The organism is Pseudomonas simiae, from assembly GCF_900111895.1.
GTDB lineage: Bacteria > Pseudomonadota > Gammaproteobacteria > Pseudomonadales > Pseudomonadaceae > Aquipseudomonas > Aquipseudomonas simiae.
In genome coordinates this window covers 47,935-70,786 of the sequence record NZ_FOKB01000004.1, presented here as the reverse complement: position 1 = coordinate 70,786, position 22,852 = coordinate 47,935, and the positions used below count along the sequence as shown (strand labels likewise).

General features: G+C 58.8%; 33 protein-coding genes. 18 read left to right on the top strand and 15 right to left on the bottom strand.

The genetic code is table 11. From position 1 onward, the window contains the following. Position 1: 1 nt before the first annotated feature. The 9 genes from BMZ57_RS13920 to BMZ57_RS13880 form a co-directional block, all read right to left on the bottom strand. Complete coding sequence (locus BMZ57_RS13920) at positions 2-295, bottom strand: VpaChn25_0724 family phage protein (protein WP_069672615.1); 294 nt, start codon at positions 293-295, stop codon at positions 2-4. Then, positions 292-597, bottom strand: a complete 306-nt coding sequence (locus tag BMZ57_RS13915; protein ID WP_069672614.1) for a DUF2730 family protein — start codon at positions 595-597, stop codon at positions 292-294. The genes BMZ57_RS13920 and BMZ57_RS13915 overlap by 4 nt, the downstream gene beginning before the upstream one ends. Continuing rightward, positions 594-812 (bottom strand): TraR/DksA C4-type zinc finger protein, encoded by a 219-nt coding sequence (locus BMZ57_RS13910; protein ID WP_074900543.1) that lies wholly within the window; start codon positions 810-812, stop codon positions 594-596. The genes BMZ57_RS13915 and BMZ57_RS13910 overlap by 4 nt, the downstream gene beginning before the upstream one ends. Before the next feature lie 6 nt (positions 813-818). Further along, entirely contained in the window at positions 819-1,433 is a 615-nt protein-coding gene (locus BMZ57_RS13905; protein ID WP_069672613.1) for a lysis protein, read from the bottom strand. 195 nt (positions 1,434-1,628) lie between these two features. Further along, positions 1,629-1,847 (bottom strand): DUF7940 domain-containing protein, encoded by a 219-nt coding sequence (locus BMZ57_RS13900; RefSeq protein ID WP_069672612.1) that lies wholly within the window; start codon positions 1,845-1,847, stop codon positions 1,629-1,631. Then, positions 1,844-2,332, bottom strand: coding sequence for a structural protein (locus tag BMZ57_RS13895; protein WP_069672611.1), 489 nt, complete (start codon positions 2,330-2,332; stop codon positions 1,844-1,846). The genes BMZ57_RS13900 and BMZ57_RS13895 overlap by 4 nt, the downstream gene beginning before the upstream one ends. A gap of 109 nt (positions 2,333-2,441) precedes the next feature. Further along, positions 2,442-2,993, bottom strand: coding sequence for a hypothetical protein (locus BMZ57_RS13890; protein WP_139136446.1), 552 nt, complete (start codon positions 2,991-2,993; stop codon positions 2,442-2,444). 36 nt (positions 2,994-3,029) lie between these two features. Beyond that, entirely contained in the window at positions 3,030-3,512 is a 483-nt protein-coding gene (locus BMZ57_RS13885; RefSeq protein ID WP_069672609.1) for an NADH dehydrogenase subunit 6, read from the bottom strand. A 17-nt stretch (positions 3,513-3,529) separates the two neighbouring features. Continuing rightward, complete coding sequence (locus BMZ57_RS13880; protein ID WP_217628725.1) at positions 3,530-4,057, bottom strand: helix-turn-helix domain-containing protein; 528 nt, start codon at positions 4,055-4,057, stop codon at positions 3,530-3,532. On the opposite strand from BMZ57_RS13880, the gene BMZ57_RS13875 reads away from it, so the two are divergent. Next, positions 4,046-4,258: a DNA-binding protein gene (locus BMZ57_RS13875; protein WP_069672607.1), complete on the top strand. Its 213-nt coding sequence runs from the start codon at positions 4,046-4,048 to the stop codon at positions 4,256-4,258. The two genes, BMZ57_RS13880 and BMZ57_RS13875, sit on opposite strands and share 12 nt — an antisense overlap. Positions 4,259-4,294: 36 nt before the next feature. Here BMZ57_RS13875 and BMZ57_RS13870 read toward each other — a convergent pair whose 3' ends face one another. After that, positions 4,295-4,537 carry a hypothetical protein gene (locus BMZ57_RS13870; protein WP_217628724.1) on the bottom strand — a complete coding sequence of 81 codons (243 nt, stop codon included), beginning with the start codon at positions 4,535-4,537 and terminating at the stop codon, positions 4,295-4,297. A gap of 111 nt (positions 4,538-4,648) precedes the next feature. Between BMZ57_RS13870 and BMZ57_RS13865 the strand changes: the two genes are divergently transcribed. The 14 genes from BMZ57_RS13865 (at position 4,649) to BMZ57_RS13800 (ending at position 13,102) form a co-directional block, all read left to right on the top strand. Further along, on the top strand, positions 4,649-5,017 hold the full coding sequence (locus BMZ57_RS13865; protein ID WP_254668481.1) for a hypothetical protein: 369 nt from the start codon (positions 4,649-4,651) through the stop codon (positions 5,015-5,017). Positions 5,018-5,125: 108 nt separating this feature from the next. Continuing rightward, the gene (locus BMZ57_RS13860; RefSeq protein ID WP_069672605.1) at positions 5,126-5,428 is read left to right on the top strand and encodes a helix-turn-helix domain-containing protein; all 303 of its coding nucleotides are present in this window, start codon (positions 5,126-5,128) and stop codon (positions 5,426-5,428) included. A gap of 310 nt (positions 5,429-5,738) precedes the next feature. Then, positions 5,739-6,368: a hypothetical protein gene (locus tag BMZ57_RS13855; protein ID WP_437436581.1), complete on the top strand. Its 630-nt coding sequence runs from the start codon at positions 5,739-5,741 to the stop codon at positions 6,366-6,368. A 3-nt stretch (positions 6,369-6,371) separates the two neighbouring features. Further along, positions 6,372-8,147: a TnsB C-terminal domain-containing protein gene (locus BMZ57_RS13850; RefSeq protein ID WP_069672603.1), complete on the top strand. Its 1,776-nt coding sequence runs from the start codon at positions 6,372-6,374 to the stop codon at positions 8,145-8,147. After that, positions 8,147-9,328: an ExeA family protein gene (locus BMZ57_RS13845; protein WP_069672602.1), complete on the top strand. Its 1,182-nt coding sequence runs from the start codon at positions 8,147-8,149 to the stop codon at positions 9,326-9,328. Before BMZ57_RS13850 ends, BMZ57_RS13845 begins: the two co-directional genes overlap by 1 nt. 1 nt (position 9,329) lies before the next feature. Further along, positions 9,330-9,647, top strand: a complete 318-nt coding sequence (locus BMZ57_RS13840) for a hypothetical protein (RefSeq protein ID WP_069672601.1) — start codon at positions 9,330-9,332, stop codon at positions 9,645-9,647. After that, the gene (locus tag BMZ57_RS13835) at positions 9,644-9,850 is read left to right on the top strand and encodes a hypothetical protein (protein WP_069672600.1); all 207 of its coding nucleotides are present in this window, start codon (positions 9,644-9,646) and stop codon (positions 9,848-9,850) included. The genes BMZ57_RS13840 and BMZ57_RS13835 overlap by 4 nt, the downstream gene beginning before the upstream one ends. After that, entirely contained in the window at positions 9,847-10,137 is a 291-nt protein-coding gene (locus BMZ57_RS30140; RefSeq protein ID WP_074900540.1) for an Arc family DNA-binding protein, read from the top strand. Before BMZ57_RS13835 ends, BMZ57_RS30140 begins: the two co-directional genes overlap by 4 nt. Further along, positions 10,130-10,765: a DUF3164 family protein gene (locus BMZ57_RS13825; RefSeq protein ID WP_069672599.1), complete on the top strand. Its 636-nt coding sequence runs from the start codon at positions 10,130-10,132 to the stop codon at positions 10,763-10,765. The genes BMZ57_RS30140 and BMZ57_RS13825 overlap by 8 nt, the downstream gene beginning before the upstream one ends. A 1-nt stretch (position 10,766) precedes the next feature. Continuing rightward, positions 10,767-10,988: a hypothetical protein gene (locus BMZ57_RS13820; RefSeq protein ID WP_069672598.1), complete on the top strand. Its 222-nt coding sequence runs from the start codon at positions 10,767-10,769 to the stop codon at positions 10,986-10,988. Then, a complete protein-coding gene (locus tag BMZ57_RS13815; protein ID WP_069672597.1) occupies positions 10,985-11,428 on the top strand; it encodes a hypothetical protein in 444 nt (147 codons plus the stop codon). Before BMZ57_RS13820 ends, BMZ57_RS13815 begins: the two co-directional genes overlap by 4 nt. Position 11,429: 1 nt before the next feature. Continuing rightward, positions 11,430-12,119: a DUF2786 domain-containing protein gene (locus BMZ57_RS13810; protein WP_069672596.1), complete on the top strand. Its 690-nt coding sequence runs from the start codon at positions 11,430-11,432 to the stop codon at positions 12,117-12,119. Between the two features lie 183 nt (positions 12,120-12,302). Continuing rightward, positions 12,303-12,743, top strand: coding sequence for a gp16 family protein (locus BMZ57_RS13805; protein ID WP_083266236.1), 441 nt, complete (start codon positions 12,303-12,305; stop codon positions 12,741-12,743). Then, complete coding sequence (locus BMZ57_RS13800) at positions 12,740-13,102, top strand: Mor transcription activator family protein (protein ID WP_083266235.1); 363 nt, start codon at positions 12,740-12,742, stop codon at positions 13,100-13,102. Before BMZ57_RS13805 ends, BMZ57_RS13800 begins: the two co-directional genes overlap by 4 nt. A gap of 247 nt (positions 13,103-13,349) precedes the next feature. Here BMZ57_RS13800 and BMZ57_RS13795 read toward each other — a convergent pair whose 3' ends face one another. Further along, positions 13,350-14,597, bottom strand: a complete 1,248-nt coding sequence (locus BMZ57_RS13795; RefSeq protein WP_069672594.1) for a chloride channel protein — start codon at positions 14,595-14,597, stop codon at positions 13,350-13,352. Positions 14,598-14,789: 192 nt separating this feature from the next. Between BMZ57_RS13795 and BMZ57_RS13790 the strand changes: the two genes are divergently transcribed. Both BMZ57_RS13790 and nudC read left to right on the top strand, forming a co-directional pair. Beyond that, a complete protein-coding gene (locus tag BMZ57_RS13790) occupies positions 14,790-15,602 on the top strand; it encodes a crotonase/enoyl-CoA hydratase family protein (RefSeq protein ID WP_010210704.1) in 813 nt (270 codons plus the stop codon). 5 nt (positions 15,603-15,607) lie between these two features. Further along, positions 15,608-16,441, top strand: coding sequence for an NAD(+) diphosphatase (gene nudC, locus BMZ57_RS13785; protein ID WP_010210702.1), 834 nt, complete (start codon positions 15,608-15,610; stop codon positions 16,439-16,441). On the opposite strand, the gene BMZ57_RS13780 is transcribed toward nudC, so the two are convergent. The 3 genes from BMZ57_RS13780 to BMZ57_RS13770 all read right to left on the bottom strand — a co-directional run bounded on the left by BMZ57_RS13780 (position 16,409) and on the right by BMZ57_RS13770 (position 19,147). Next, the gene (locus tag BMZ57_RS13780; protein ID WP_044287071.1) at positions 16,409-17,188 is read right to left on the bottom strand and encodes a TSUP family transporter; all 780 of its coding nucleotides are present in this window, start codon (positions 17,186-17,188) and stop codon (positions 16,409-16,411) included. The two genes, nudC and BMZ57_RS13780, sit on opposite strands and share 33 nt — an antisense overlap. A 175-nt stretch (positions 17,189-17,363) precedes the next feature. After that, on the bottom strand, positions 17,364-18,083 hold the full coding sequence (gene pcsA, locus BMZ57_RS13775) for a phosphatidylcholine synthase (protein WP_010210698.1): 720 nt from the start codon (positions 18,081-18,083) through the stop codon (positions 17,364-17,366). 149 nt (positions 18,084-18,232) lie between these two features. Beyond that, positions 18,233-19,147: a class I SAM-dependent methyltransferase gene (locus tag BMZ57_RS13770; protein WP_069672593.1), complete on the bottom strand. Its 915-nt coding sequence runs from the start codon at positions 19,145-19,147 to the stop codon at positions 18,233-18,235. Positions 19,148-19,338: 191 nt separating this feature from the next. Here BMZ57_RS13770 and mdeB point away from each other — a divergent pair, with 191 nt between their 5' ends. Further along, the gene (gene mdeB / locus BMZ57_RS13765; protein WP_044287073.1) at positions 19,339-22,005 is read left to right on the top strand and encodes an alpha-ketoglutarate dehydrogenase; all 2,667 of its coding nucleotides are present in this window, start codon (positions 19,339-19,341) and stop codon (positions 22,003-22,005) included. Between the two features lie 77 nt (positions 22,006-22,082). Here the strand turns inward: mdeB and BMZ57_RS13760 are convergent, their stop codons facing one another. Continuing rightward, a complete protein-coding gene (locus tag BMZ57_RS13760; protein WP_044287074.1) occupies positions 22,083-22,571 on the bottom strand; it encodes a DUF1289 domain-containing protein in 489 nt (162 codons plus the stop codon). Between the last annotated feature and the right edge of the window lie 281 nt (positions 22,572-22,852).

Genomic DNA, 22,852 nt, shown 5'->3' with positions numbered 1-22,852 from the left:
GTTATGCCCCCGGCCGTTTGATACCAGGAACGCGAGCACGCCCAGCAGCAATGTCCTGACCACGCTCAGTGAGCGTGGCCACCAACACCGGGCCAACATCGGCGACGGTCAACGCACTTTGCTCGGCCAACCAATGCAGCTCCGTTTTGACCTGGTCGCGGCTGAGAGAGTGCCCATAGCTATCCAGTGCCATGGTCAGTACGGAGCTGTTCGCACGGTACGCCGTCATCTCGACGAGCAAGCGCAACAACACTAAGCGGACATCCTGACGGATGAAGTCGGAGTATGGGGTCATGTCTTTTCTCTCAGCAGGTAGTCATTGATTCGGTCCAGCGAGCGGGCCAAAGGGCCCAGGGCATCCTTGACCCCCGTCAGTTCGGCGCGAACCGCTTTCATGTCACCCAGCAGATCGGTGACGGCGGTTTGGTCGGGTAAGTGCCGCACGTGTTCTTCCAGGGCGACAATGCGAGTGCGCAGTTCCAGCAATTCCTGAGCGCTGGCTGCCTGTCTATTGGTGAACCAGGTGTAGATGCCGATCACTGTGAGCACGACCCACTGCATGGCGGTGAAGCTGAAGTTCAGTTGTTCCAGGTTCATCGAAAACCCCGTCTATTCATGTGTTGTAAAGCGTCTTCACAGTCGCTGCAGTGTTCGGTGCCTGGTTCGTTCTGGCGGCGATCCTCCGGGATCGCGTCGCCGCACGCATCACAGCGGTAGGCTGAGCGGCCAGATCGCCGTTGCAGTCCTTGGGTGTAGATCCGTGCTTCCGACTCATCGTCGTCCTGCTCTGTAGCGTGTTCGGCTACATCCATAGAGCGTCAGTCCTTTTTTTGTAGATCCAGCAAGCCGTTGAGTTGGGCAAGGTTGTTGCGGGCCCACACGCCGTAGTCCTGGGCGTGGGCAAGAATGTCTGCGGGAGTGACGCCGCTTTCCAATAGTTCGGCGTCAGTGCCGGGGGTGGCCCAGGGCGCTTGCGGAGGTTGGGTGGCAGTGGCGCCTGCTCCTGGGGCGGGCACACCGAGGGCGGTGTTGTAGTCGCGCAGCCAGCCAGAAGTGAACACGCAACGAGGGATAGGCTGAGCAGCTGCGCCAGGCGCAGGACGGTATTGGGTGGTGACATGGGGGATGCGCTCCTGGAGCAGTTGTTTCTCTTTGGCGTACTGGTCCATCAGGTTGAACAGCAGCGACTCGCTTTCGTTGGCTCGGGCAACCTTCTGCAGCAGCTGCAGGCGGTTGGCGCTTTCCGCTGCCAGGGCTTGGTCTGCGTGCTTGGATTTGAGGTCTGACAAAGCAGTCGCGCCCAAGGACTGGGCGTAACGAAAGCCGAAGCCATAGGCGATTGAACCGGCAGCCGAGGCGCTTAACAGGCATGCGAGCCCGACAGCAGCAAGCCGAGCCGGTAAAGGCCAAACCAACTGATCAAGCGCGCCCATGGCGATGCCTCCGGCAGTTGCGTGATTTACGTGCATGACGTTTGGCTGCGACGATGCCGGTTTTGCCGTGCCGATACGATGGAGTGACTGATGCCCTGGTCCAACTGCCCACTGCTGAGCTGGGTAAGGTCCAGCGTGGCGCCCAGGTGAAGCCTGCGAGCAGCGCTGAAAAGAGCCGACCAAACAAGTTGAGCTTCATGACGATGCCCCCTGATCCGGGCCTTGCTTGATCAGGCGAGCGACGAACAGCACCAGTGCCAAACCGCTGTTGAGTGCGGCATAGGCGCGTGGCGAGAGCTGTGCCTGCCACATAGGCAGCAACTCAAGCTGAGCGAACCCCAGCAGCGCGATCAGGATGGTGATCTGAACGCTGTAGAGTCGATAGCAGCAACGCCAATCGCAAATGGGCTTCATGCCGCCACCCCATGCTTCGCCCCGCGCTCGATGCCTGCGAGAGCCAGACCATCGGCAATGATTGCATCGCCGTACCATTGACCACCTGGCAATGGCCCAGGGCCGTTTTCATGGCGAATGATGGCGGTCACCAGGGTGAACATGACATCAAAGTCATACACGTCCACGCCTTCATGGTCAGGGTGAAGGCCCAGCGCACGGGCCACGCTGGCGGTGTAGGCGTTGGTGTCGTTCTCGAATGGTGGTGCCCAACGCTCGATGAACTCGCGCACGGTGTCGATGCGGCTTCCATCAGCTGCGAGGCGTCTGTCCTGGTAGGTGATCAGTACGCGGGCGATGGCGCGGATACCCCAGCGCGGAGCAGTGAACTGGACGAAGGCCGTGTCGCCCTGAGCGTCGGCCATGCCTTGCCAACGCACGCCCTTGGCATGGCGGATATTGCCGGGGTTGAAGTTGCGGATACCGCGAGGGGTTTCGGGTCGCATGGGACGCCTCCTGTAAAGGCGCCGTAGGTTTCAGGCGCCAGAAATACACACGCCGCCATGATCGGCGGCGTGGTACAGGAAGGCTTTTAATCTTGTTTAAAGAGTGGAGTCAGGAGTTGCCTCTAAGGCCCTCGGCAATAGTATTCAAACAGTCCACGCGTCTTGACTCATAAATGGACAGATTACTTTGAACCTCACCTGGAGTTGATTCAATGCCACCTTTCAAAGCGGCCCCCACTTGAGCCTGCCACCATGCGCGAGCAAAGTTACCTGCTATGCCGCATTGTCCAAAGTGGTCAGCAATAGTCGCGCCGAAAAGGGCTTTTCCTTGGTCTGCCAAAGCCGAGAATCGACGGCTATGATCGCCCATCGATTTCAAGCTCTTAGACTTAAGGCTATTTAAACCGAGCTCCATTGCCTGTTCTACATCAGCAAAGTATTGATTTGCGATTGCCATCGCTTCAGGGGATGCCTTTGTAAAGGTCACTGCCGCCGGAAGTAAGGCCGGATTTTCGTTTTGAGGCCCGTTAGCCAGAGGTTCAATCGATTTGGATGGCCAGAAAAAATATGCGCCAATTGCTAAGACAGCAAGCCAGCCTATGAGCACCGCTTTACGCTCGCCTGTGCTCATATCTGTCCAAGCTTTTCCTTTGTTCTGCATTGCATCTGCCTCCCAGATCCGGTGTAAAGCAGTGAGTTATCGCTGTGCTTGTAAGACAACAAATGCGAGGAAGCCCGCAACTACCGTTACGCCAATGGCCCATCCCTGCAGTGGGGCAGGAAGATGGTCCTTAAGCAAAAAACTTCCTGCAGCAACCGCAACACATACGCCAAACACTTTTAACATCAAGATTCCGACTGCCTCGTTATGACGTTTGGCCGCATTCTCCGCTTCTATCTGGTCATGCCGATACAAATCATAGTCGCAATGCATACATAGCTGGGTGTAACGCCAAGCTGGCTTACCGCACTGCGGACATTCTCTTTCTCGGTCGCTACCACGTGGAGGTGGTTCCTTCCCCGACCGAATGTCAAAAGTCTGAGTGCCAAGGTTTATATTTCCGTGATCGCCTTTGATTTTAATGATCAGTTCATGATCCTTACCATCATTGGGTAGATTCCCGATCTCCTCGGTAAGCCGTGCTGAAAGTTTTGCCACCAGATCTTCATCGCTTCGCATAATCCTCCTTTGCTACATCAGCGATTTACTACCAACTTCAGCACCCGTTGTACTTGATGCTCATCCAGCACTCGATCAGTACTGAGTACGTTGTAAATTTCTGCAGCAACGGCGGTGAGCTTTTTCACCGGCCAGCGTTTGCCTGCCTGACTTGCAGCAATCTCAAGCATTTCAGTGATCCTTTCCAAGCGACTCACATCGATAAGTGTTTCATTCATCTCTTGAGCAGCAGCATTTACAGAGTGCTTTCCCGTCAAGATAAATTGGACATCAGCACCCGCATTCGCAAAAGAGAACAATACATCTCCTCCCGGAGCTGCAGCTCCCCGCTCATACCGCCCCCAAATTTCTCTCGACACACCACAAAGCTCCGCAGCTGAAGCTTGCTTCAAGCCGAGGCGGATGCGCTCCTCCTTCATCCGCTCAGCAGATAGCGAAGAAAATGACAATTGAACCCCTTGCAAATGAGAACTTAAGTTCTCATAATCATTCGTGTAAACACTAATCATCTTTGCATCACAGGAGCCACCACCATGGCCACCCATGCCAAAGCCCTATCCGCCGACCAAGTGAAAGAAAACTTTCGTCGGGTTGGCAAAACCATCACTGAATGGGCTATCGAGAACGGCTACACCCGTAACGAGGTGTACCGCGTGCTCAATGGCCAAGCCAAAGCCCACTACGGCAAAGCCCACGATATTGCGGTGAAGCTTGGCCTTAAACCTTCTGCAGCGATGGCAGCCTGATGAAGACCATACAGCCTCTTACCGACTGCTTTGGCTTCATCCACGCGTGTCAAGCCATTGGCGAGCGTCTCTCGCCTCGGCTAGCTGACCGCACAGCCACTCAACCGTATTCAACGCCTCAAGCTCAAAGAGCCGCTCAGGCCAGCGAGCAGTTCGTAGAGATTGCTCAATTTGACCAGGAGCAACCACGCCGCCTACTTCAAGAGCCGCCGCAAGACGCAACCAACCCTGCGCCAGGGCATTCACTTGCGCTTCAAGCCTATCAATACGGTCGGTCATAGCCATGTTCCTGTCAGTGAATGTACCCGAAAATGTTGCGCCTGGAGTAATCCTTTTGCCTAGGTGCAAACGCTCTATTTGTTTGGAAGACGCTCTTTTGAGGTCATTCCAATGAACCGCCGTCGCTGGAAGACCATTCAACCGACCTCGCTGCGGCACGGGCTGGAGCTGTGCAAAGACTTCGCGAAAGAAGCCCACAACATGAGCGTCGAGCGCATCGCGGTCGAGATGGGCGTCACCGATCAGTGGACTGTCTACAAGTGGCTCCAGACCGGTCGCATGCCAGCCAACATGATTCGTCCCTACGAGCGGGCTTGCGGGTGCGACTACGTCACCCGCTGGATTGCAGCTAGTGCTGGACGGTTGACCATCGTTATCCCCACCCGGACGGAACTGCACAGCCAAGGACATGCAGGCGCTGCAGGAGCTGCTGACGACTGCTGCCGGAAAGCTGCTCGCTTTCTATGCCGAAAACATTGACGCCGATGACGCCCTGGCTGCGATTCAAGCAGCCATGGAAGGGCTTGCCTGGCATCGGGGAAACGTCACCCAAACTCAAAACCCACAACTTGAACTGGAGGGGCAGCCATGAGCCGCACCGCCTCAGGAGCTGCCCGTGTGCTGGGTGTGCTGAAAGCACTGAAGGGCCACACCGTCACCGGCCTTAGCAACACAGAACTGGCTCAGCTCACTAAAGACAGCCCAAGCAACATCACTCGCGCCATGCAGACCCTTATTGAAGAAGGGTTGGCTGTGAAGCTGGACAACGGGCGGTTTGCCCACTCGGTTGCAATGCTGCAGATCGCCCAGGCCCACGCTGAACACATGGCTCGCCTGACCCAACGGATGCAAGAAATCAATCAGCGCATAGCCGCTGGCTCAATGAACTAAGGAGCCCATCATGGCACGAGCTAAAGCCCAACCTACCGCCCCAATGGAATTGCCTGCTTTGAATGGCGAGGTACTGACGGCCACTCAAAACTCTATGGCCACGGCGATAGCATCACATACCGACGACCGCGACCTACTTAATCAGCTCCTCGGCCAAGCTCAGATGGCAGAGTCATTCTCAAAATTTTCGCTGACCGTCAGCACTTCCAAACTGGCCTACGTCAAGGAAAGCAAGCTGTACCGGGCTCTAAGCGGGAAGAAAAGCGCTGACGGTCAGCAGTTTTCAGGAACTTGGGACGAGTTTTGCTCCTTGCTTGGCCGCTCCCGTCAACAGGTCGACGAAGACATAGCAAACCTGCGGACGCTCGGGGAAGAAGCCCTTGAGTCCATGTCCCGCATGGGCATCGGCTACCGCGAAATGCGTCAATACCGCCGCCTGCCCGAAGACGCCCAAGCAGCCCTGATCGAAGTCGCCAAGGCCGGTGACAAGGACGCCTTCGTTGATCTAGCAGAAGAAATCATTGCCAAGCACGCCAAGGAAAAAGCCGAACTCGCCCAGCGCCTGGACGAGGTCAACGCCGACTACGACGCCCAGGGCGAAGTCATGGCGAAGAAGACCAAAGAGCTGGACAGCACCAAGCAGGAGCTGGAAAAACACCGCAAGCGCATCCAGACCGCAACGCCGGATGACGTCATCAAAGAACTGCGCACCGAGGTAGTCGCCCTTCAGTTTGAAGTGGAGGCCAAGATCCTGGGCGAGCTGCGGGAAGGGTTTTCCAAGATGACTGAGCACGCCGCCGCCAATGGCCAGGACCATCGCGCCTATCTGGCCGACCTGGTTCTGCAATTGGAAACAACCCTGGCCACCGTACGCAGCGAATTTCATCTGCCCCATCACCAGGCTGCCAACCCTGTGTGGATGGACCAGGCAGAGGCGTAACCCATGAACCCGGTACAGACCCAGCAACTGGCCCAGATCGCCCAACGGGCAGCCAATGCCCCGCATGGTCAGCGCACCGCCATTTACAAGGCCGGTGCAGCCGAGCTGGGTGTTTCCCTTCAAACCCTGCAGCGCAAGCTCAAGGAGGTTGCGGTGAGCAAACCCCGTAAACGTCGCAGCGATGCAGGCAACAGCGCTTTGCCCTTGGAAGAGGCTCGCATGATTTCAGCCGTGTTGCTGGAGTCGATTCGGGCCAACAACAAACAACTGTCCACCATAGAGCGAGCTGTTGAGCGCTTGCGCAGCAACAACTTGATCCTGGCCGGCCGCGTAGATGAGGCCTCGGGTGAGTTCCGCCCGCTGACCAATAACGCGATCAGCCGCGCCTTGCGCACTTACAAACTGCACCCAGGGCAGCTGCTGCATGACGCACCTGCGGTGTCGCTGGCCAGCAAGCATCCCAACCACGTATGGCAGGTCGACGCCTCTATCTCGACGCAGTTCTATCTGGCGGACGATGGTGCTCGGGTGATGCTGAAGGCCGAGTTCTACGACGGTAAGCCTGGCAACTTGAAGAAGATCGAACGCCAACGTTTGTGGCGCTACGTGATCACCGACCACACCAGCGGCACGTTATATGTCGAGTACGTGCTGGGGGCGGAGTCGGCTGAGAACCTGTGCAACGTTTTGATAAACGCCATGCAGAAACGCAACGAGTCTGACCCATTCCACGGTGTGCCCTGGATGCTGATGACTGACCCCGGTGCCGCCATGACCAGCGGGACCTTCCGCAACCTATGCCGCGCCATGTCCATTGAGTTGATCATCAACCAGGTGGGGAATGCTCGCGCCAAGGGCCAGGTAGAGCAGGCTCACAACATCGTCGAGCGCGAGTTTGAGAGTGCCCTGAAGTTTCAGGCAGCAACCAGCCTGGAGCAGATCAATAGCTGGGCAGGCCAGTGGATGCGTTACTTCAACGCAACCTCTATTCACACCCGTACCCGTCGTAGCCGCTATGGCGTGTGGCAGATGATCAAGCCGGACGAATTGCGCCTAGCTCCTGGTGTTGAGGTCTGCCGGGAACTGGCGGTCAGCACGCCGGAGCAGCGCAAGGTCAGCAACCTGTTACGGGTTTCGTTCCGAGGCGATCAGTTCGATGTCAGCTCGGTACCGGAAGTGATGGTAGGCGACAAGCTGCTGATCACCCGCAACTGCTGGCGCGACAAGGACTCAGCCATCGTCGTAATGATCGGCGACGACGGTCGAGAGCATTACCACGTCGTTGAGCGGATCGGCATGGACCAATTCGGCTTCGCTCAAACGGCAGCGACCATCGGCGACCAATACAAGCGACATGCGGAAACACCTGCGCAAACCTCGCGCAAGCTGCTGGAGCAGATCGCTACCGGCACTACCAACGAGGCCGACGCCCAGGCTGCCCGTAAGGCCAAGACCCTTCCGTTCGGTGGGCTCATTGACCCGCACAAACACGTTACCGATACCGTGCTGCCGGCCTACCTGCCGCGTCGTGGCACGTCCCTGAACGTCAACGCCCCGACTGTCGAGCAAGTGCTTTTGTCGCATGTCGAGGCTGCGAAATTGCTGCGTCCGAGGATGGCCAATCTCTGGTCAGCCGAGACATTCAGTTGGCTGCAGCAGCAATACCCGGAGGGCATCGCCCAGGAGCAGCTCGACACCATCGAGGCCGAGCTGAAACGACCTGTAGAGGTCATGCGCAAACCGCTCAGCCTGGTTCGGGCTGTGGTTGGAGGTGAGTGATGTTGAAACTTAAGCACGTTTTACAGGGGGTGGGCCGACCTCAATCGGCCTTGGCCGAGTCGCTGAAGCTCAGCGAGGCCGCCATCGCACAGCTGCTGAACCACGGCCAGTGGCCACGCAGCCTGGATAACGAAGAACTGCAGGGGCGCATCCGTGTATTCCTGACAGAGTCCGGCGCCAACGATGCCGATATCGCCAACGCGTTTGAAGAAGTGGATCTGCCGTGCGCCAACACGGCAGATCCGGCCCTTAAAGAAGAGCCGTCCGGGGAGGACGAACCTATGTTACTGCCAAAACAAACTCTGTTGCCATCTACCCGCAAGGCATTCGGCCTGTTCCGCGATCCGTTTGATGAGCTTTCCTGCGCCCAGGACATGTGGGTCAGCCCTGATATTCGCTACGTTCGCGAGGTGATGTACCAGACCGCACGGCACGGCGGCTTCATCGCCGTTGAGGGGGAATCGGGTGCAGGAAAAAGCACCTTGCGCCGCGACCTGGTGAACCGGATTGCCGAAAACAACGACCCGGTTTTGATCATTGAGCCCTATGTACTGGCCTCTGAAGATAACGATACCAAGGGCAAATCGCTGAAAAGCACCCACATTGCCGAGTCAATGATGGCGGCGGTCTCGCCCTTGGCCAAGCCCAAGAGCAGCCCTGAAGCGCGCTTTGCGCAACTGCACAAAGCGTTGAAGGAATCCCATGCAGCGGGCTACCGCCACTGCCTGGTGATCGAGGAGGCACACAGCCTGCCGATCCCGACGCTTAAGCATCTCAAGCGCATCCTGGAGCTGGAGGTGGGTTTCACCAAGCTGGTCAGCATCATCATGATCGGCCAGCCGGAGCTGAGCGTGAAGTTGAGCGAGCGCAACGCCGACGTGCGCGAAGTGGTGCAGCGATGCGAGCGTGTCACGCTTCCACCGGTTGAAGGCGCTCGCCTGGAGGAGTTTCTCAAGTTCCGCTTTGAGCGTGCAGGTAAGTCGTTGGCCGAGGTGATCGACGCCGGGGGCATCCAGGCAATTGCCGCTCGTCTGTCGCAGGCCGACCGCCGTGGTGGTCGCGACGAAACAATCTCGCTGCTGTATCCGCTGGCCATCGGCAACTTGATGATCGCCGCGATGAACCTGGCCACCCACCTCGGTGTGCCGACAGTCACCGCCGATGTCGTGAAGGGGGTGTGAGATGGCTGCTTTGTACTTGGTAGGTGTGCAAGTGGAAGAGCGGCCCAGCGTTCTGGCTGAAGACTTCACCGTGAAGCTTTGTGCATTCAACGAGCTGACCCGCGACATCCGTGCTGCCGGTGTAGTCATCAAACATCTGGTGCTGCTGGATAACAAGATCTTCATCGACAACGACAGCGTTGACCTGCTCCTGCGTCGCTTCGGAGATGAACTGCATCGGATCAGTTTCACTCCCGTTGGCCGTCATACCCGTAACACCATGCGTATCCGGGGCGTCGACGTGGCCTGGTACACCTCGGTGAAGGAGCAGGATCAATGATCGCGCCCGTAAACAATCACCTGCGCGTTCAGGGGCGTCAGCACGCCCTTGAGATTCTCGACGCCCTCGGCGAACGGCTTTACACGGTCCAGGGTGTGGCCGATGCAATCGCAAAGCTTGAAGCCACGTCGAAAAATAAGCCTGAGAGTCAGGTGCTCGGCATCAACGACGTTATCGAAGTACTTCGGAAGGCACTGCCATGAACAACACATCATCACGTAATGCAGACAAATTCGTTGTAAGGCTGCCGGATGGTATGCGTGGCCGTATCGGCGAGGCTGCACAACAAAATCACCGCTCCATGAATAGCGAGATCATCCAGCGCCTGGAGCAATCGCTCATCAAAGGTGAGCCTGCGGAGACTGGTGAGGGAGAAGAACCATTGCAGGATCTACTCGACAAACTGCTACTCCGCGCATCCCAGATCAGTGCCCAGATTCTCGCTATCCGTTCCAACCAGTCGAAACAAGAGGAACCTATTCATGGCTGAGACACAACAAACAGCGCTGGTGCAGATCCCCACTGGCTTCGTTCAAAACGCCGCTGGACACCTGGTTCCTGAGCATCAAGTGCGCGAGCACGACAAGCTGCGTGACCAGGTCGCGGCCGACCTCGCTGGTATGGCTCTCGTACTCAGCAAGGGATTGACCGAATTTAAGGCCAAGGCATTAGCCGATATCGATGACCTGATTGCCATTTCCCACGAACGGTATGGCGTCAAGATCGGTGGAAAAAAGGGCAATGCATCGATTATCACCTACGACGGCAAGTTTAAGATCGAGCGCGCCATGGCTGAGCGCATCACGTTCACAGAGGAGATTCTTGCTGCCAAAGAGTTGATCGATCAGTGCATCCGAAAATGGAGCGAAGGCGCGGATCAGCATCTACGCGTACTGGTTGATCGTGCATTCCGCGCCAACCGGCAGGGTCAGATCAAAACAGGCGATGTACTCAGTCTGCTGCGTGTTGAGATCGACGATCCAGATTGGAAGCTCGCTATGGAGGCCTTGAAAGACTCTATCCAGGTGAACGGAACGTCCGTGTATATCCGCGTATATCAGCGTGTGGGGGCCACTGATCGTTACGAGCCAATCAACTTGAACTTGGCGGTGGTGTGACATGGGCCTATTAACTTCGCTGCAATGGCCCAAGACGACGCTATTTCAGCTGCTAGAAGATGCAGAGACCAGCGCTAACGACACCTTTGACGTTGTTCACCTGGCGCTTGAGTCAGGGCAGAGCTTTGTCATTGCTGTGATTCATGGCGATCCAGACAAAGTCGATGTTGCTGCGGAAAAGCTTGAAGTGTTGAAGCAGCAGTGGCAGGGAGAATCGACATGAGCAAGACATTGATTGAGTTCCAAGATCACCACCAGGACTTTCTTGTGTGGACAGTCGATGAGGTGGGGATCGTTACAGAAAGCTGGCCATACCAGACCGATGTTTGGGGCGGGCTCAAGGTCGTGAACCTGGCCAGCCTCAAGGTCGGTGGCGTCGTTGAGTATCTGTGGGAAGGTCGTAGCGGGAGCGTGAAGTACCCGGTGCATTCGATCCACCCGCTGGCCTCCGTCGAGGTTTCGGTACGCATGAACGGTGATGGCTATGTCACCAGTACCGTGCGCGGTAAGCGCGTGTCCTGCACCCACGACTATGAGTATCCCGTGAAACGTCTGGCCGAAAAGCTTTTTCCCGGTCGTCACACTGACATCGAGCGCCTCCCATGTACGACAGCCGGGCGTCTGCACAGCAAATGGCGCATTACCCCGTTGGAGAACGTGTGACATGGAAAACAATCGCACTCTGGAAAAAATCAAAAAATGCCTGGAGATGGCCAAGTCCAAAACCAGCAACCCTCATGAGGCTGAGATCGCGTTACGCCAAGCCCATAAACTGATGGAAATGTACAACTTGGAGGTGGGTGACGTACTCGCCAGCATGGCGAGCGAACACACGATCCTTGCCGGTTCTGAAGGTTCTCCACCGGTTTGGCGTGTGCGACTGGCCCAAGTCTGCGCTGATGCATTCGGTACCAGGTTCATCATCTCCAACCCTCGGTGGAGTGCTGCTCGCTTCATCTTTGTGGGTTGTTCAGCCGCGCCAGAACTCGCTGGCTATGCGTATCAGGTGCTTGTACGCCAGCTACAGAAGGCCCGCCGTGACTACCTGGATACCCAAAAACGCTGCAAACGCTCAACCAAGGCTGCCCGAGGCGATGCATTTGCCAATGGTTGGCTGGATGCGGTTCACAGCAAGATCGAGGCGTTCGCAGGCGTCGAAGACAATATTGCAGAGGCCATTGAGGCGTTCATGCAAAAGCAGTATCCAGAGTTGGAGAACGTCGAACTGAAGCGTCGTAAGGTCAAGGCGCGCAATGAAGGCGCCAGTGATGCCGGTTATGAGGCTGGTAAATCGGCTCAACTGCACCAGGCGGTGGATCACCAGCCTCGTGCGCGCTTGACCATGGGGCTTTGAAATGAACACGACCAGCACAGGGAAACTTTCAGCCGGTGTATTGGAGTTTCTGGCGATCTGCGATCAGTGCCAGCGCCCCCGCAACACGGGTAATCACACCAAATGCAGCAAGGCTCGGCAACAGATTCACGCTGCCCGAAACCAACAGAGCAATAGCGAACGTTCGACGCTGGGAGGTGCCCAGTGAAAGCCGCGCCTTCCAACCTAAATCGCCTGCGCTTGATCAAGCTGATCCATGTCGCCCGACGTGAGCTACGCATGGAAGATGACACCTATCGCCTGATGCTGGCTGGCATGAAGGGTTTGGACGGCGCAACGTCCACCGCTGATCTGAGCGTTCCAAATCTGCTCAGGGTTTTGGAACAGCTCAAGATAAAGGGTTTCAAGGTTCGTCCAAGCAAAGAGCAGAAGCGGCAGCTAGCCGACGACATTCAATCGAAGAAGATCCGATCACTGTGGTTGGAGCTGCACGGTCTGGGGGCGGTGCGCGACCCCTCCGAGGCGGCTCTGGCCAAGTTCGTACAGAGCATGACTCGTGTCTCCGCGCTCCAGTGGCTGACCACGGCCCAGGCAAGCCGGGTCATTGAGAACCTGAAACAATGGATGGGGAGAGTCCAGCAATGAGTACATTACGCGGCAGTGATCTTTTGAGCGAAGCCGTCGAGCCTATTGCCAAAGTGATTCGCGATACTTTAGGGGTCAGCCCTGAACTGGCAGAAGCGACGAGCGTGGAAATCACTACGCTGTTCGCATTTTTGTGGGGTGGCCAGGTGGTCTACGTCCCGAAGGGCGTTTTCATCCAGGCGTCAAAGCTCCACCAAAAAATCTACGATGACTTCACCGGACGGAATCACCACCAGGTGGCGACTAAGCACGGAGTTTCTGTTCAGCACGTATATACAGTGGTGAAACGTATGCGCCTGGCAATCATCGCCCGCGACCAAGGGGACTTATTCCCACCACCGGACGACGAACATGCTTGAGCCCAATACGATCTAAGCCCAGTCACACGCCCCCGCCAGCACCAACTGATCGGGGGCCACTTCCAATTGCACTAGCTGCAACTCTATTTCACAATCCATCCCAACCTAGGCCAGCGTATCCCGGATTATCTCGGGTTTACCTCACACCCCCCTATGGATTTATCTCAGTCCTGAACAGCGAATGGGGCGGCCTAAAGCGCGAAGGATGGCGTGTGTGCCGGGTTTTATCCAGCATTTTGCAGGGTTTTTACCAGCGCCGTTGGCACAGCTTGCTCACACACATCGAACCCACCACGGCCAGGATGATCGGTACCAGGAAGTCATGGTCGATTCGGGTGAACTCCGCCACCAGCACAATCGCGGTCAACGGCATGCTCATGCTGGCGGCCAGGAATGCCGCCGCGCCGATGATCGCAAACGCGCCCAAGGGAACGCCGGGCCACGCCAGGCTCCAGGCGCCGCCGAGGATGATTGCCAGTAACGCGCCATTGGCGAGGCCGGGGGTAAGCAAGCCGCCTTCGGCCCCGGCGCGCAGGCTGCTGGTGGTGATCAGCACTTTGACCACCAGCAATAAAGCCGCCAGGCCGATGCTTAACTCGTTGTCGAAACCCAACTGCGCAGGGCCTTTGCCATTGCCGAGGATTTGCGGCAATACCATCGCCAAGCCGCCGATGATGGTGAAGTTGATCAATGCCAGCACCGGCAAGCGCCAGCCTCTTGCAGCCTGTGCCCGCGCCTTGCCGGTGAGCCGGGTGAAAGCGTACGCAGCCACGCCGAATAGCGGGCCGCAAACCACCGCCCAAGCGATCAATTCAGGGCTCAATACGAAGTTCGGGACCTCATATTGTAATTGCGCACCCAGCCCGATCCACGCCACCGAGGCCGCAATCGCCGAGGTCGCCAGCGCAATCACCGCCGCTGGCCAACTGAACGCGCCCACCAGTACTTCCAGCACAAACACCGCGCCACCCAGCGGCACGTTGTAGACCGCCGCCAGACCCGCCCCGGCGCCGCAGGCGACGAGCAGGCGATGCATCTGTGGGTCGAGTCGCGCCCGCAGGGACAACCAGGTGGCGGCCAATGCCCCGATTTCCCGCGGTGCCACTTCACGGCCCAGCGGCGAACCCAGCGCCACGGTGATGATCTGCAGCACGGCGTGGGCGAGGGTGGTCTTGGGCGGCATGATCGGCATCTTTTCCGCGACAGCTTGCTTGATGCTCACCAGCGGCCGGCCATAGCGATAAATTGCCCACCAGCCCAATCCCGCCACCAGGCCGCACACCACCAGCACCAGCAGACGCCGCTCGGGCGCAGCCGCCGTGACGCCCAGCAAGAACGTTTCATCGCTGACCAGGCTGTCGAGACTATAGCCGTAGGCCAGGTGCTGAATACCGTGCAGGAGCAATGCCAGCAGCATCCCGCCCAACCCGGCACCGATACCGGTCAATACGACCACCAGGGCCAGGATCAAGGTTGAGCGAAACGTAGTCGGCATAGGCGGCTCCAGGCAATGGCCCTGATTGTATAGCCGATAAATCGGCCGCCTTGGGTGAAATGTATCGGTGCTGCATGAAGTGATCACTCACAACATTCCATCACATTGGCCTGTCCCGTTTTTGGCCGATGTGCCGTGACGTTCCCTTGTTATAGTTCGGGCCTTATCACTCGCCAGTCAGGGATCACTGCCATGTCCGAATACCACGCTTTTGTCGTCGAACTCATCGGCAACGTTGCCCATGTGCAGATCAACCGCCCGGAAAAGATCAACGCGATGAACGCCGCGTTCTGGACCGAGATCATCGACATCTTCCAATGGATCGAGGACACCGACGCCGTGCGCGCCGTGGTGCTTAGCGGTGCAGGCAAGCATTTTTCCTCCGGCATCGACCTGATGATGCTGGCCTCGGTGGCCAACGAGTTCGGCAAGGACGTGGGCCGCAATGCGCGCCTGCTGCGCCGCAAGATCCTTGAACTGCAAGCCTCGTTCAATGCCGTCGATAACTGCCGCAAGCCGGTGCTGGCGGCGGTCCAGGGTTACTGCATCGGCGGCGCCATCGACCTGATCAGCGCCTGCGACATGCGCTACGCCGCCGAGGGCGCGCAATTTTCCATCAAGGAAATCGACATTGGCATGGCCGCCGACGTCGGCACCTTGCAGCGCCTGCCGCGCATCATCGGCGACGGCATGCTGCGCGAACTTGCCTACACGGGCCGCCAGTTTGGCGCTGAAGAGGCGCGCAGCATCGGCCTGGTCAATCGCGTCTATCCCGATCAGGACAGCCTGTTGGCCGGCGTCATGGAAATCGCCCATGAAATCGCCGCCAAGTCGCCGATAGCCGTCACCGGCACCAAGGCCATGATCAGCTACATGCGTGACCATACAGTCAATGATGGTCTGGAATACGTTGCCACCTGGAACGCGGCTATGTTGCAATCCAACGACCTGCGCGTGGCCATCGCGGCCCACATGAGTAAGCAGAAACCCGAATTCGTGGATTGACTGACATGACCCCAGGCTGGATTACCACAACGTTGCTGGACAACGACACCCCCGGTGGCTGGGCCGTCGCCCGCAGCCGCGAGGGCTTTTTACACGACACCAATGGCCCCTTGTTTCCCCGGGAGTGGCTCAAGCGCCAGGACCTCTCGGTGTTCGCCGAACACGGCATTGGCCACCTTGATGGCGAACCGGTGTACCTGCTGGAACTCGATGCCCCTGCTGAAGTACCGGGCTGCAGCTGGCAGGGTCTGCGCGGCTTCATGCTGCAAGGCGACCACACGCTTTACAAAGTGCTGGGGTATGCGGCACAGATCGGTACCTGGGCGCGTGAACACAGGTTTTGTGGGCGTTGCGGCCAGGCCATGGTCCAGGTGCCACGCGAGCGGGCGATGTATTGCGAGGCCTGCGACTTGCGCAGCTACCCACGGATCTCGCCGAGCATGATCGTGCTGGTGACCCGTGGCGACGAGATCCTGCTGGCGCGTTCGCCACGTTTTGTCACGGGGGTGTACAGCACGCTGGCGGGTTTTGCCGAGCCGGGCGAGTCGGCCGAAGACTGCCTGATCCGCGAGGTACGCGAAGAAGTGCAGGTAGAGGTCAAGAATATCCAGTACATGGGCAGCCAATGCTGGCCGTTCCCTCATTCGATGATGCTGGGCTTCCATGCCGAGTACGCCGGTGGTGACATCGTGCCCCAGGCGGACGAAATCGAGGACGCGCAGTGGTTCAACATCCACGACCTGCCGCCGTTGCCGGCCTCTCGCTCGATTGCGCGTTACTTGATCGACCTCTACCTGGCCCGTCGACTAGGCCACGCTGAACCAGTGCTGCCAGGCTAGGCGCACTGTCAGGCCAAGGACCACGGTGATAAACACCGGGCGAATGAATTTGGCGCCGCCGCTGATCGCGCTGCGTGCGCCAAAGAACGCGCCGCACATTACCGAGATGCCCATGGCCAGGCCGACGATCCAGTCCACCGAGCCGTTGATGATAAACACCGTCAGCGCCGCCGCGTTGCTGACGAAGTTCATGCTGCGCGCCACGCCGCTGGCTTTCACCAGGTCGATGGGGTGCAGCAGCATCGTGCTCACGGTCCAGAACGCCCCGGTTCCGGGGCCGGCCACGCCGTCGTAGAAGCCCAGGCTGAAGCCCTGGGTGGATTGCCATTTCTTCTTGATCGGCGCATCGGCGTCCAGCGGCGCCTTGGGCGTGCCGCCAAACAGCAGGTACACGCCACAGGCGAACACGATCACCGGCAGCATCTTGTTCAGGGTTTCGGCGGGCAGGTAGTGGGCGACTACGGCGCCGGTGAGGGCGCCGACCAGCGTGCCGACGATGGCATGCACCCACTGGCGCGGATGGAACAGCTTGCGGCGATAAAAGGTGAAGCTGGCGGTGGCCGAGCCGAAGGTGGAACTGAGCTTGTTGGTGCCCAGCACCAAGTGCGGTGGCATACCGGCGGTGAGCAGCGCAGGGGTGGTGAGCAAACCGCCACCGCCAGCGATGGCGTCGATGAAGCCGGCGATAAAGGCGACAACGGCCAGGATGGCGAGGGTGGTGAGGTCTACGCTGAGTTCGAAGGGCATGGGCTGGGCTTATGATTGGCAGGGCGCTAAGCGAAAGGCCGCCATCTTACTCGCCAGCTAGACGCAATCCAAATGTGGGAGCGGGCTTGCTCGCCAATGCGGTGTATCAGTACCCGATGTACCGACTGACACTCAGCATTCGCGAGCAAGCCCGCTCCCACATCTTCAACTGCGATCAACCGTGACGTTTTTCGATCCATTCCAGCGCCGTGCGCCAGATACAAATCCCCAGGAAGTAAGCCGACATTAACGACCACAGCCCGAACGTCCACGGGTTGGTATTCGGGTAATCCACCACCATCAAAAAGCTGCACAGCAGCCAGATCGTGGTCACCGCGATATTGATCGGCATGAAACGCTTCACCCGGAACGGGTGCAGGAATTTCATCGGCGTCACGGTCAGCAGGGCCAGGCCGATCACCGTCAGCAAGGTGACCCAGGCTTCCGGCTGGATGATATAGACGCACAAGGCCACCACATTCCACGCGGCGGGGAAGCCCACGAAGTAGTTGTCCTTGCTTTTCATGTTGACGTTGCAGAAGCAGAACAGCGACGACACCAGGATCACCGACACCGCAAACAGGTGGGTGAAGTCCGGCAGGTCGATGTAGCGGTAGATGAACAACGCTGGAATGAATACGTAGGTGAGGTAATCGATCACCAGGTCGAGCACCGAACCGTCGAAGCTCGGCAAAACCGTGCTGACATTCACGCGTCGCGCCAGTGAACCGTCGACACCGTCCACCACCAATGCCAGGCCCAGCCACAACAGGCAGGCCTTGGGTGAGTTTTCCAGCAGCGCCAGGGTAGCCAGAAAGGCCAATACCACACCGGTGGCGGTAAAGCCGTGGGCGCCCCAGGCTTTGAGTCTGGCTACATGCAGGGTCGATATCACGGGCGGTTCTCCAAAAGGTGAAACGGGGCAGCCGACAACGTGACGCCGTCGAGTCTGGCCGGGGAATGCAGGTATCGACCGGGAAGGGGGTAAGAAGGTTCACCACCCCGGCGTATCACTTAGCGTAGCAAGCGTAGGACGTTTCGGCATCAGCCCTGGCGGAACACCAGCGCCTTTAAGCCACTTTGCACATCAATGTCAGGAAATTCCGGCGGGTTTTGTAGCCGTTCAACAAAACGCAGGCCCGGAGCCTCGCGGGTGACACCGTCGATCAGGAAGTCTTCACCAAAGGCCGGATCGTTCATGCAAGCCAATACAGTGCCTTGTGGTGTAAGCAGGTCCGGCAGGCGGCGCAGCACGCGCTGGTAGTCCTTGGTCAGCAGGAAACTGCCTTTCTGGAACGAGGGTGGGTCGATGATCACCAGGTCATAGGGGCCGCTATGGGTGACTTTGGCCCAGGACTTGAACAGGTCGTGGCCCAGGAAACTGACTCTGCTCAGGTCATGACCATTCAGGCGATGGTTGTCACGGCCACGGCTCAAGGCACCACGCGCCATGTCCAGGTTCACTACGTGGTCCGCGCCACCTTCGATGGCCGCCACGGAAAACCCGCAGGTATAGGCAAACAGGTTGAGCACGCGCTGGCCCTTGGCCTGCTCGCGCACCCAGTTGCGGCCGTAGCGCATGTCGAGGAACAGCCCGCTATTCTGTTTTTTACCCAGGTCGATCAGGTAGCGCAGACCGCCTTCAGTAATGGTCAGCTCGTCGACAGGGTTGCCCGCCAGCCATTCGGTGGTGCTTTGCGGCAGGTAGCGGTGTTGCAGGGCGACGGTGTACGTACCGAACTCGGTTTGCAGCAGCTGTTTCAGGGCGTCCAGTTGTGCAGCGTCCGGCTCCTTGAACAACGCCACCAACAGCACGCCTTGCAACCAGTCCACCGTCAGTTGCTCCAGGCCCGGCCAGCAGCGGCCACGGCCGTGGAACAGGCGGCGGGTTTCAGCCGGTGGGTGCGCCAGGGCGGTGAGCAGGTGAGTGTGCAGGGTGGCGAGTACGTCTGGGGTCATCGTTAAGCGTCGGTCGTTGAGCGGGCGGCATTTTAAACACAATTGCGGGCTTTCGTCCTGCTGGAGCATAACGTGCTGGTAAAACGAAGCCTGGGAGTGATTCATGCTCAAAATTCAACGGTGAACGCCTGATAACAGGCAAAAAATCCTCCAGCGCCGACATAAACTGGAAAAAAACGCCGGAGGTGCCCATGAACGGTTTCACGAATGCGGTGATTGATCAGCAAGAGTTGGATGAGTGGCGCGACGCCCTGGCTTCCCTGGTCACCCACGCCGGCCCCGTGCGGGCGCGCCAGATCCTCGACGTGCTGGCTCAAGACGCCAGTGCTGCGCATATCGACTGGAAACCCCGCCACGGCACGCCCTATATCAATAGCATCAGCGTGGCGCAGCAACCGGCATTCCCCGGCGACCTTGCTACCGAAGAACGTTTGGCCTCGCTGGTACGCTGGAACGCCTTGGCCATGGTGGTGCGCGCCAACCAGGCCTATGGCGAGCTGGGTGGCCATATCGCCAGCTACGCCAGTGCGGCGGACTTGTTCGAAGTGGGTTTCAACCACTTTTTCCGCGCGCGCAACGAAGGGTTTGGCGGCGACCTGGTGTTCTATCAGCCGCATTCCGCGCCGGGCATCTACGCGCGGGCGTTCCTTGAAGGGCGCTTGAGCGAGCACGACCTGGCCCACTATCGACAGGAGATAGGCGGGTCCGCGCATGGCGCACGCGGCCTGTCCAGCTACCCGCACCCGTGGTTGATGCCGGACTTCTGGCAGTTTCCCACCGGATCCATGGGCATCGGCCCCATCAGTTCGATCTTCCAGGCGCGTTTCATGCGCTACTTGCAGCATCGCAACTTGCAGGACACCCGCGACCGCCACGTCTGGGGCGTCTTCGGCGATGGCGAGATGGACGAGCCGGAAAGCATGTCGGCCCTGACCCTGGCCGCCCGCGAAGGCCTGGACAACTTGACCTGGGTGGTCAACTGCAACCTGCAACGCCTCGACGGCCCAGTGCGCGGCAATGGGCGAATCATCGATGAGCTGGAAGCCTTGTTCGCCGGCGCGGGCTGGAACGTGATCAAGCTGGTGTGGGGCTCGGACTGGGATGCGTTGCTGGCCAATGACGCTGACGGTTCGCTGGTCAACACCTTGTCCAACACCGTCGACGGTCAATTCCAGACCTTCGCCGCCAAGGACGGTGCCTACAACCGTGAACACTTCTTCGGCCAGAGCGAATCCCTGGCCCGGCTGGTCGAGGGCATGAGCGATGAGCAGATCGACCGTCTCAAGCGTGGCGGCCACGACATGGTCAAGATCCACGCGGCCTATCACGCCGCACGTCGGGTCAAAGGCAAACCCACGGTGATTCTGGCCCAGACCAAGAAAGGCTTCGGCATGGGCGAGGCCGGGCAGGGCAAGATGACCACTCACCAGCAGAAGAAGTTGGACCGTGATGCGTTGATCGCCTTCCGCAATCGCTTCCAGTTGCCGCTGACCGATGAACAGACCGAATCACTGAGCTTCTTCAAACCGGCCGAGGACAGCCTGGAGTTGCGCTATCTGCACCAGCGCCGCACTGCGTTGGGCGGCTACGTGCCCCGTCGCAGTCAGGGCGCCAGCCCGGTCGGCGTGCCGGCGGTTTCGGCATACGCCGGCTTCGCGACGGCCGCCGACGGCAAGGAAATGTCCACCACCATGGCCTTCGTGCGCATGTTGACCAACCTGCTCAAGGATAAGGCCCTGGGCCCACGTATCGTGCCTATCGTGGCCGATGAAGCGCGGACATTCGGCATGGCCAACCTGTTCAAGCAGATCGGTATTTATTCAAGCGTCGGTCAACGCTACGAGCCTGAGGACATTGGCTCGATCCTCAGCTACCGCGAAGCCACCGACGGGCAGATCCTGGAGGAAGGTATCAGTGAGGCCAGCGCCATCAGTTCCTGGGTCGCGGCGGCGACCAGCTATTCGGTGCATGGCCTGCGCATGTTGCCGTTCTACATCTATTACTCGATGTTCGGCTTCCAGCGCGTTGGCGACCTGATCTGGGCGGCCGCCGACCAACGCGCCCGTGGCTTCCTGCTGGGTGCCACCGCCGGACGCACCACCCTGGGGGGCGAAGGCTTGCAGCACCAGGACGGCAGCAGCCACCTCACGGCTGCCACCGTGCCCAATTGCCGTGCCTACGACCCGGCGTTCGCCGGGGAATTCGCGGTGATCCTCGATCACGGCATGCGCCAGATGCTGGAGCAGGATGTGGACGAGTTCTACTACGTGACCCTGATGAACGAAAACTATCCGCAGCCGAGCCTGCCGGAAGGGGTTGAAGCGGCGATCATCAAGGGCATGTATCGCCTGCAAGGCGCGGCCGGTGCCCAGGTGCGCCTGCTCGGGTCGGGCACGCTGGTGCGCGAAGCCCAGGCAGCGGCACAGTTGCTGGCGGACGATTGGCAGGTGGCGAGCGAGGTGTTCAGCGTCACCAGTTTCAGCGAGCTGGCGCGGGATGCGCGGGAGGTGGAACGGTGGAACCGCTTGCATCCGCAGGCAGTGGCGCGGGTCAGCCATGTGAATGAATGCTTGCCCCACGGCGCGCCGGTGATTGCGGTGTCCGACTATGTGCGGGCAGTGCCGCAGATGATTGGCTCTTACTTGGGTTCCCGCTACACCGTACTGGGTACGGACGGCTTTGGACGCAGCGATACGCGGGCGGCGCTGCGGGATTTTTTTGAGGTGGATCGCCATCACCTGGTGCTGGCAGCGCTGACGGCGTTGGCGGAGCAGGGCAGCCTGGCGCCGCAAGTGTGTCAGCAGGCGATTGAGCGCTACGGCCTGCAGGCGGAACGCGACGCTTCCTGGAACGCCTGAACCCGTGAAAGCCCGGCTTGCTGGCGATGGCGTCCGTAAGGTCGCCATCGCCGGCAAGCCGGCTCCCACCGTGTTTTTCAGAGCGTGGCGATCAGGGCGGGGCCAAACGCTTCCTTCAGGAAACCTGGGGCGATGTACCGCTCGTAATGCGCCTCTGACAGCAGGAAAAACTCCCGGTCAATCGCATCCCGAAGATCCGCCAGGCTGCGTTCGCGAAACTCTGGCAGCAATGCCAGCCCATACGCATCCAGCTTGGAAATCACCCGCGCACCCCGTGCAATCAGCTGGTACGCCCAGCAATACGGTGACTGGTGCGGGACGAAACGGATCTTGCGGTTCTCCAGTTGCTGACGCAGCAGGTGCGCATCAAACACCTCCAACTTGCTGGCCATCACCTGCACCAGCAATTGCTCCAGGCGCAGCCACACCGCCTGTTTCTCGTCGGCGTTGTAGCCGTTCCACTGGATCACTTCATGGTGATAACGCTTGCAGCCCCGGCAGACCAAGTCCCCGTAAACGGTGGAACACAAGCCGACGCAGGGCGTCTTGATGGTTTGATTGGGCATAAAAACTATTTAACGGGTATCAACACCAAACCTGTAGGAGCCGGCTTGCCGGCGATGGCGCCCGCATGATCGCCATCGCCGGTAAGCCAGCTCCCCCCATTTTTCATTTCTCCTTTAACATACTAGCATTGATTTCGTTGACATTTGTCAAAATCACTAGGTAGAAGGTGTGAAAATAAGCTGGCTTTTGCTTGTTTCTGGCAAAATAAGCTGACAACGGTTATGCCAGTCAGCTATTACTAACCGGACTAGTAGCTGATCGTATCAGTATTGGCCGAACG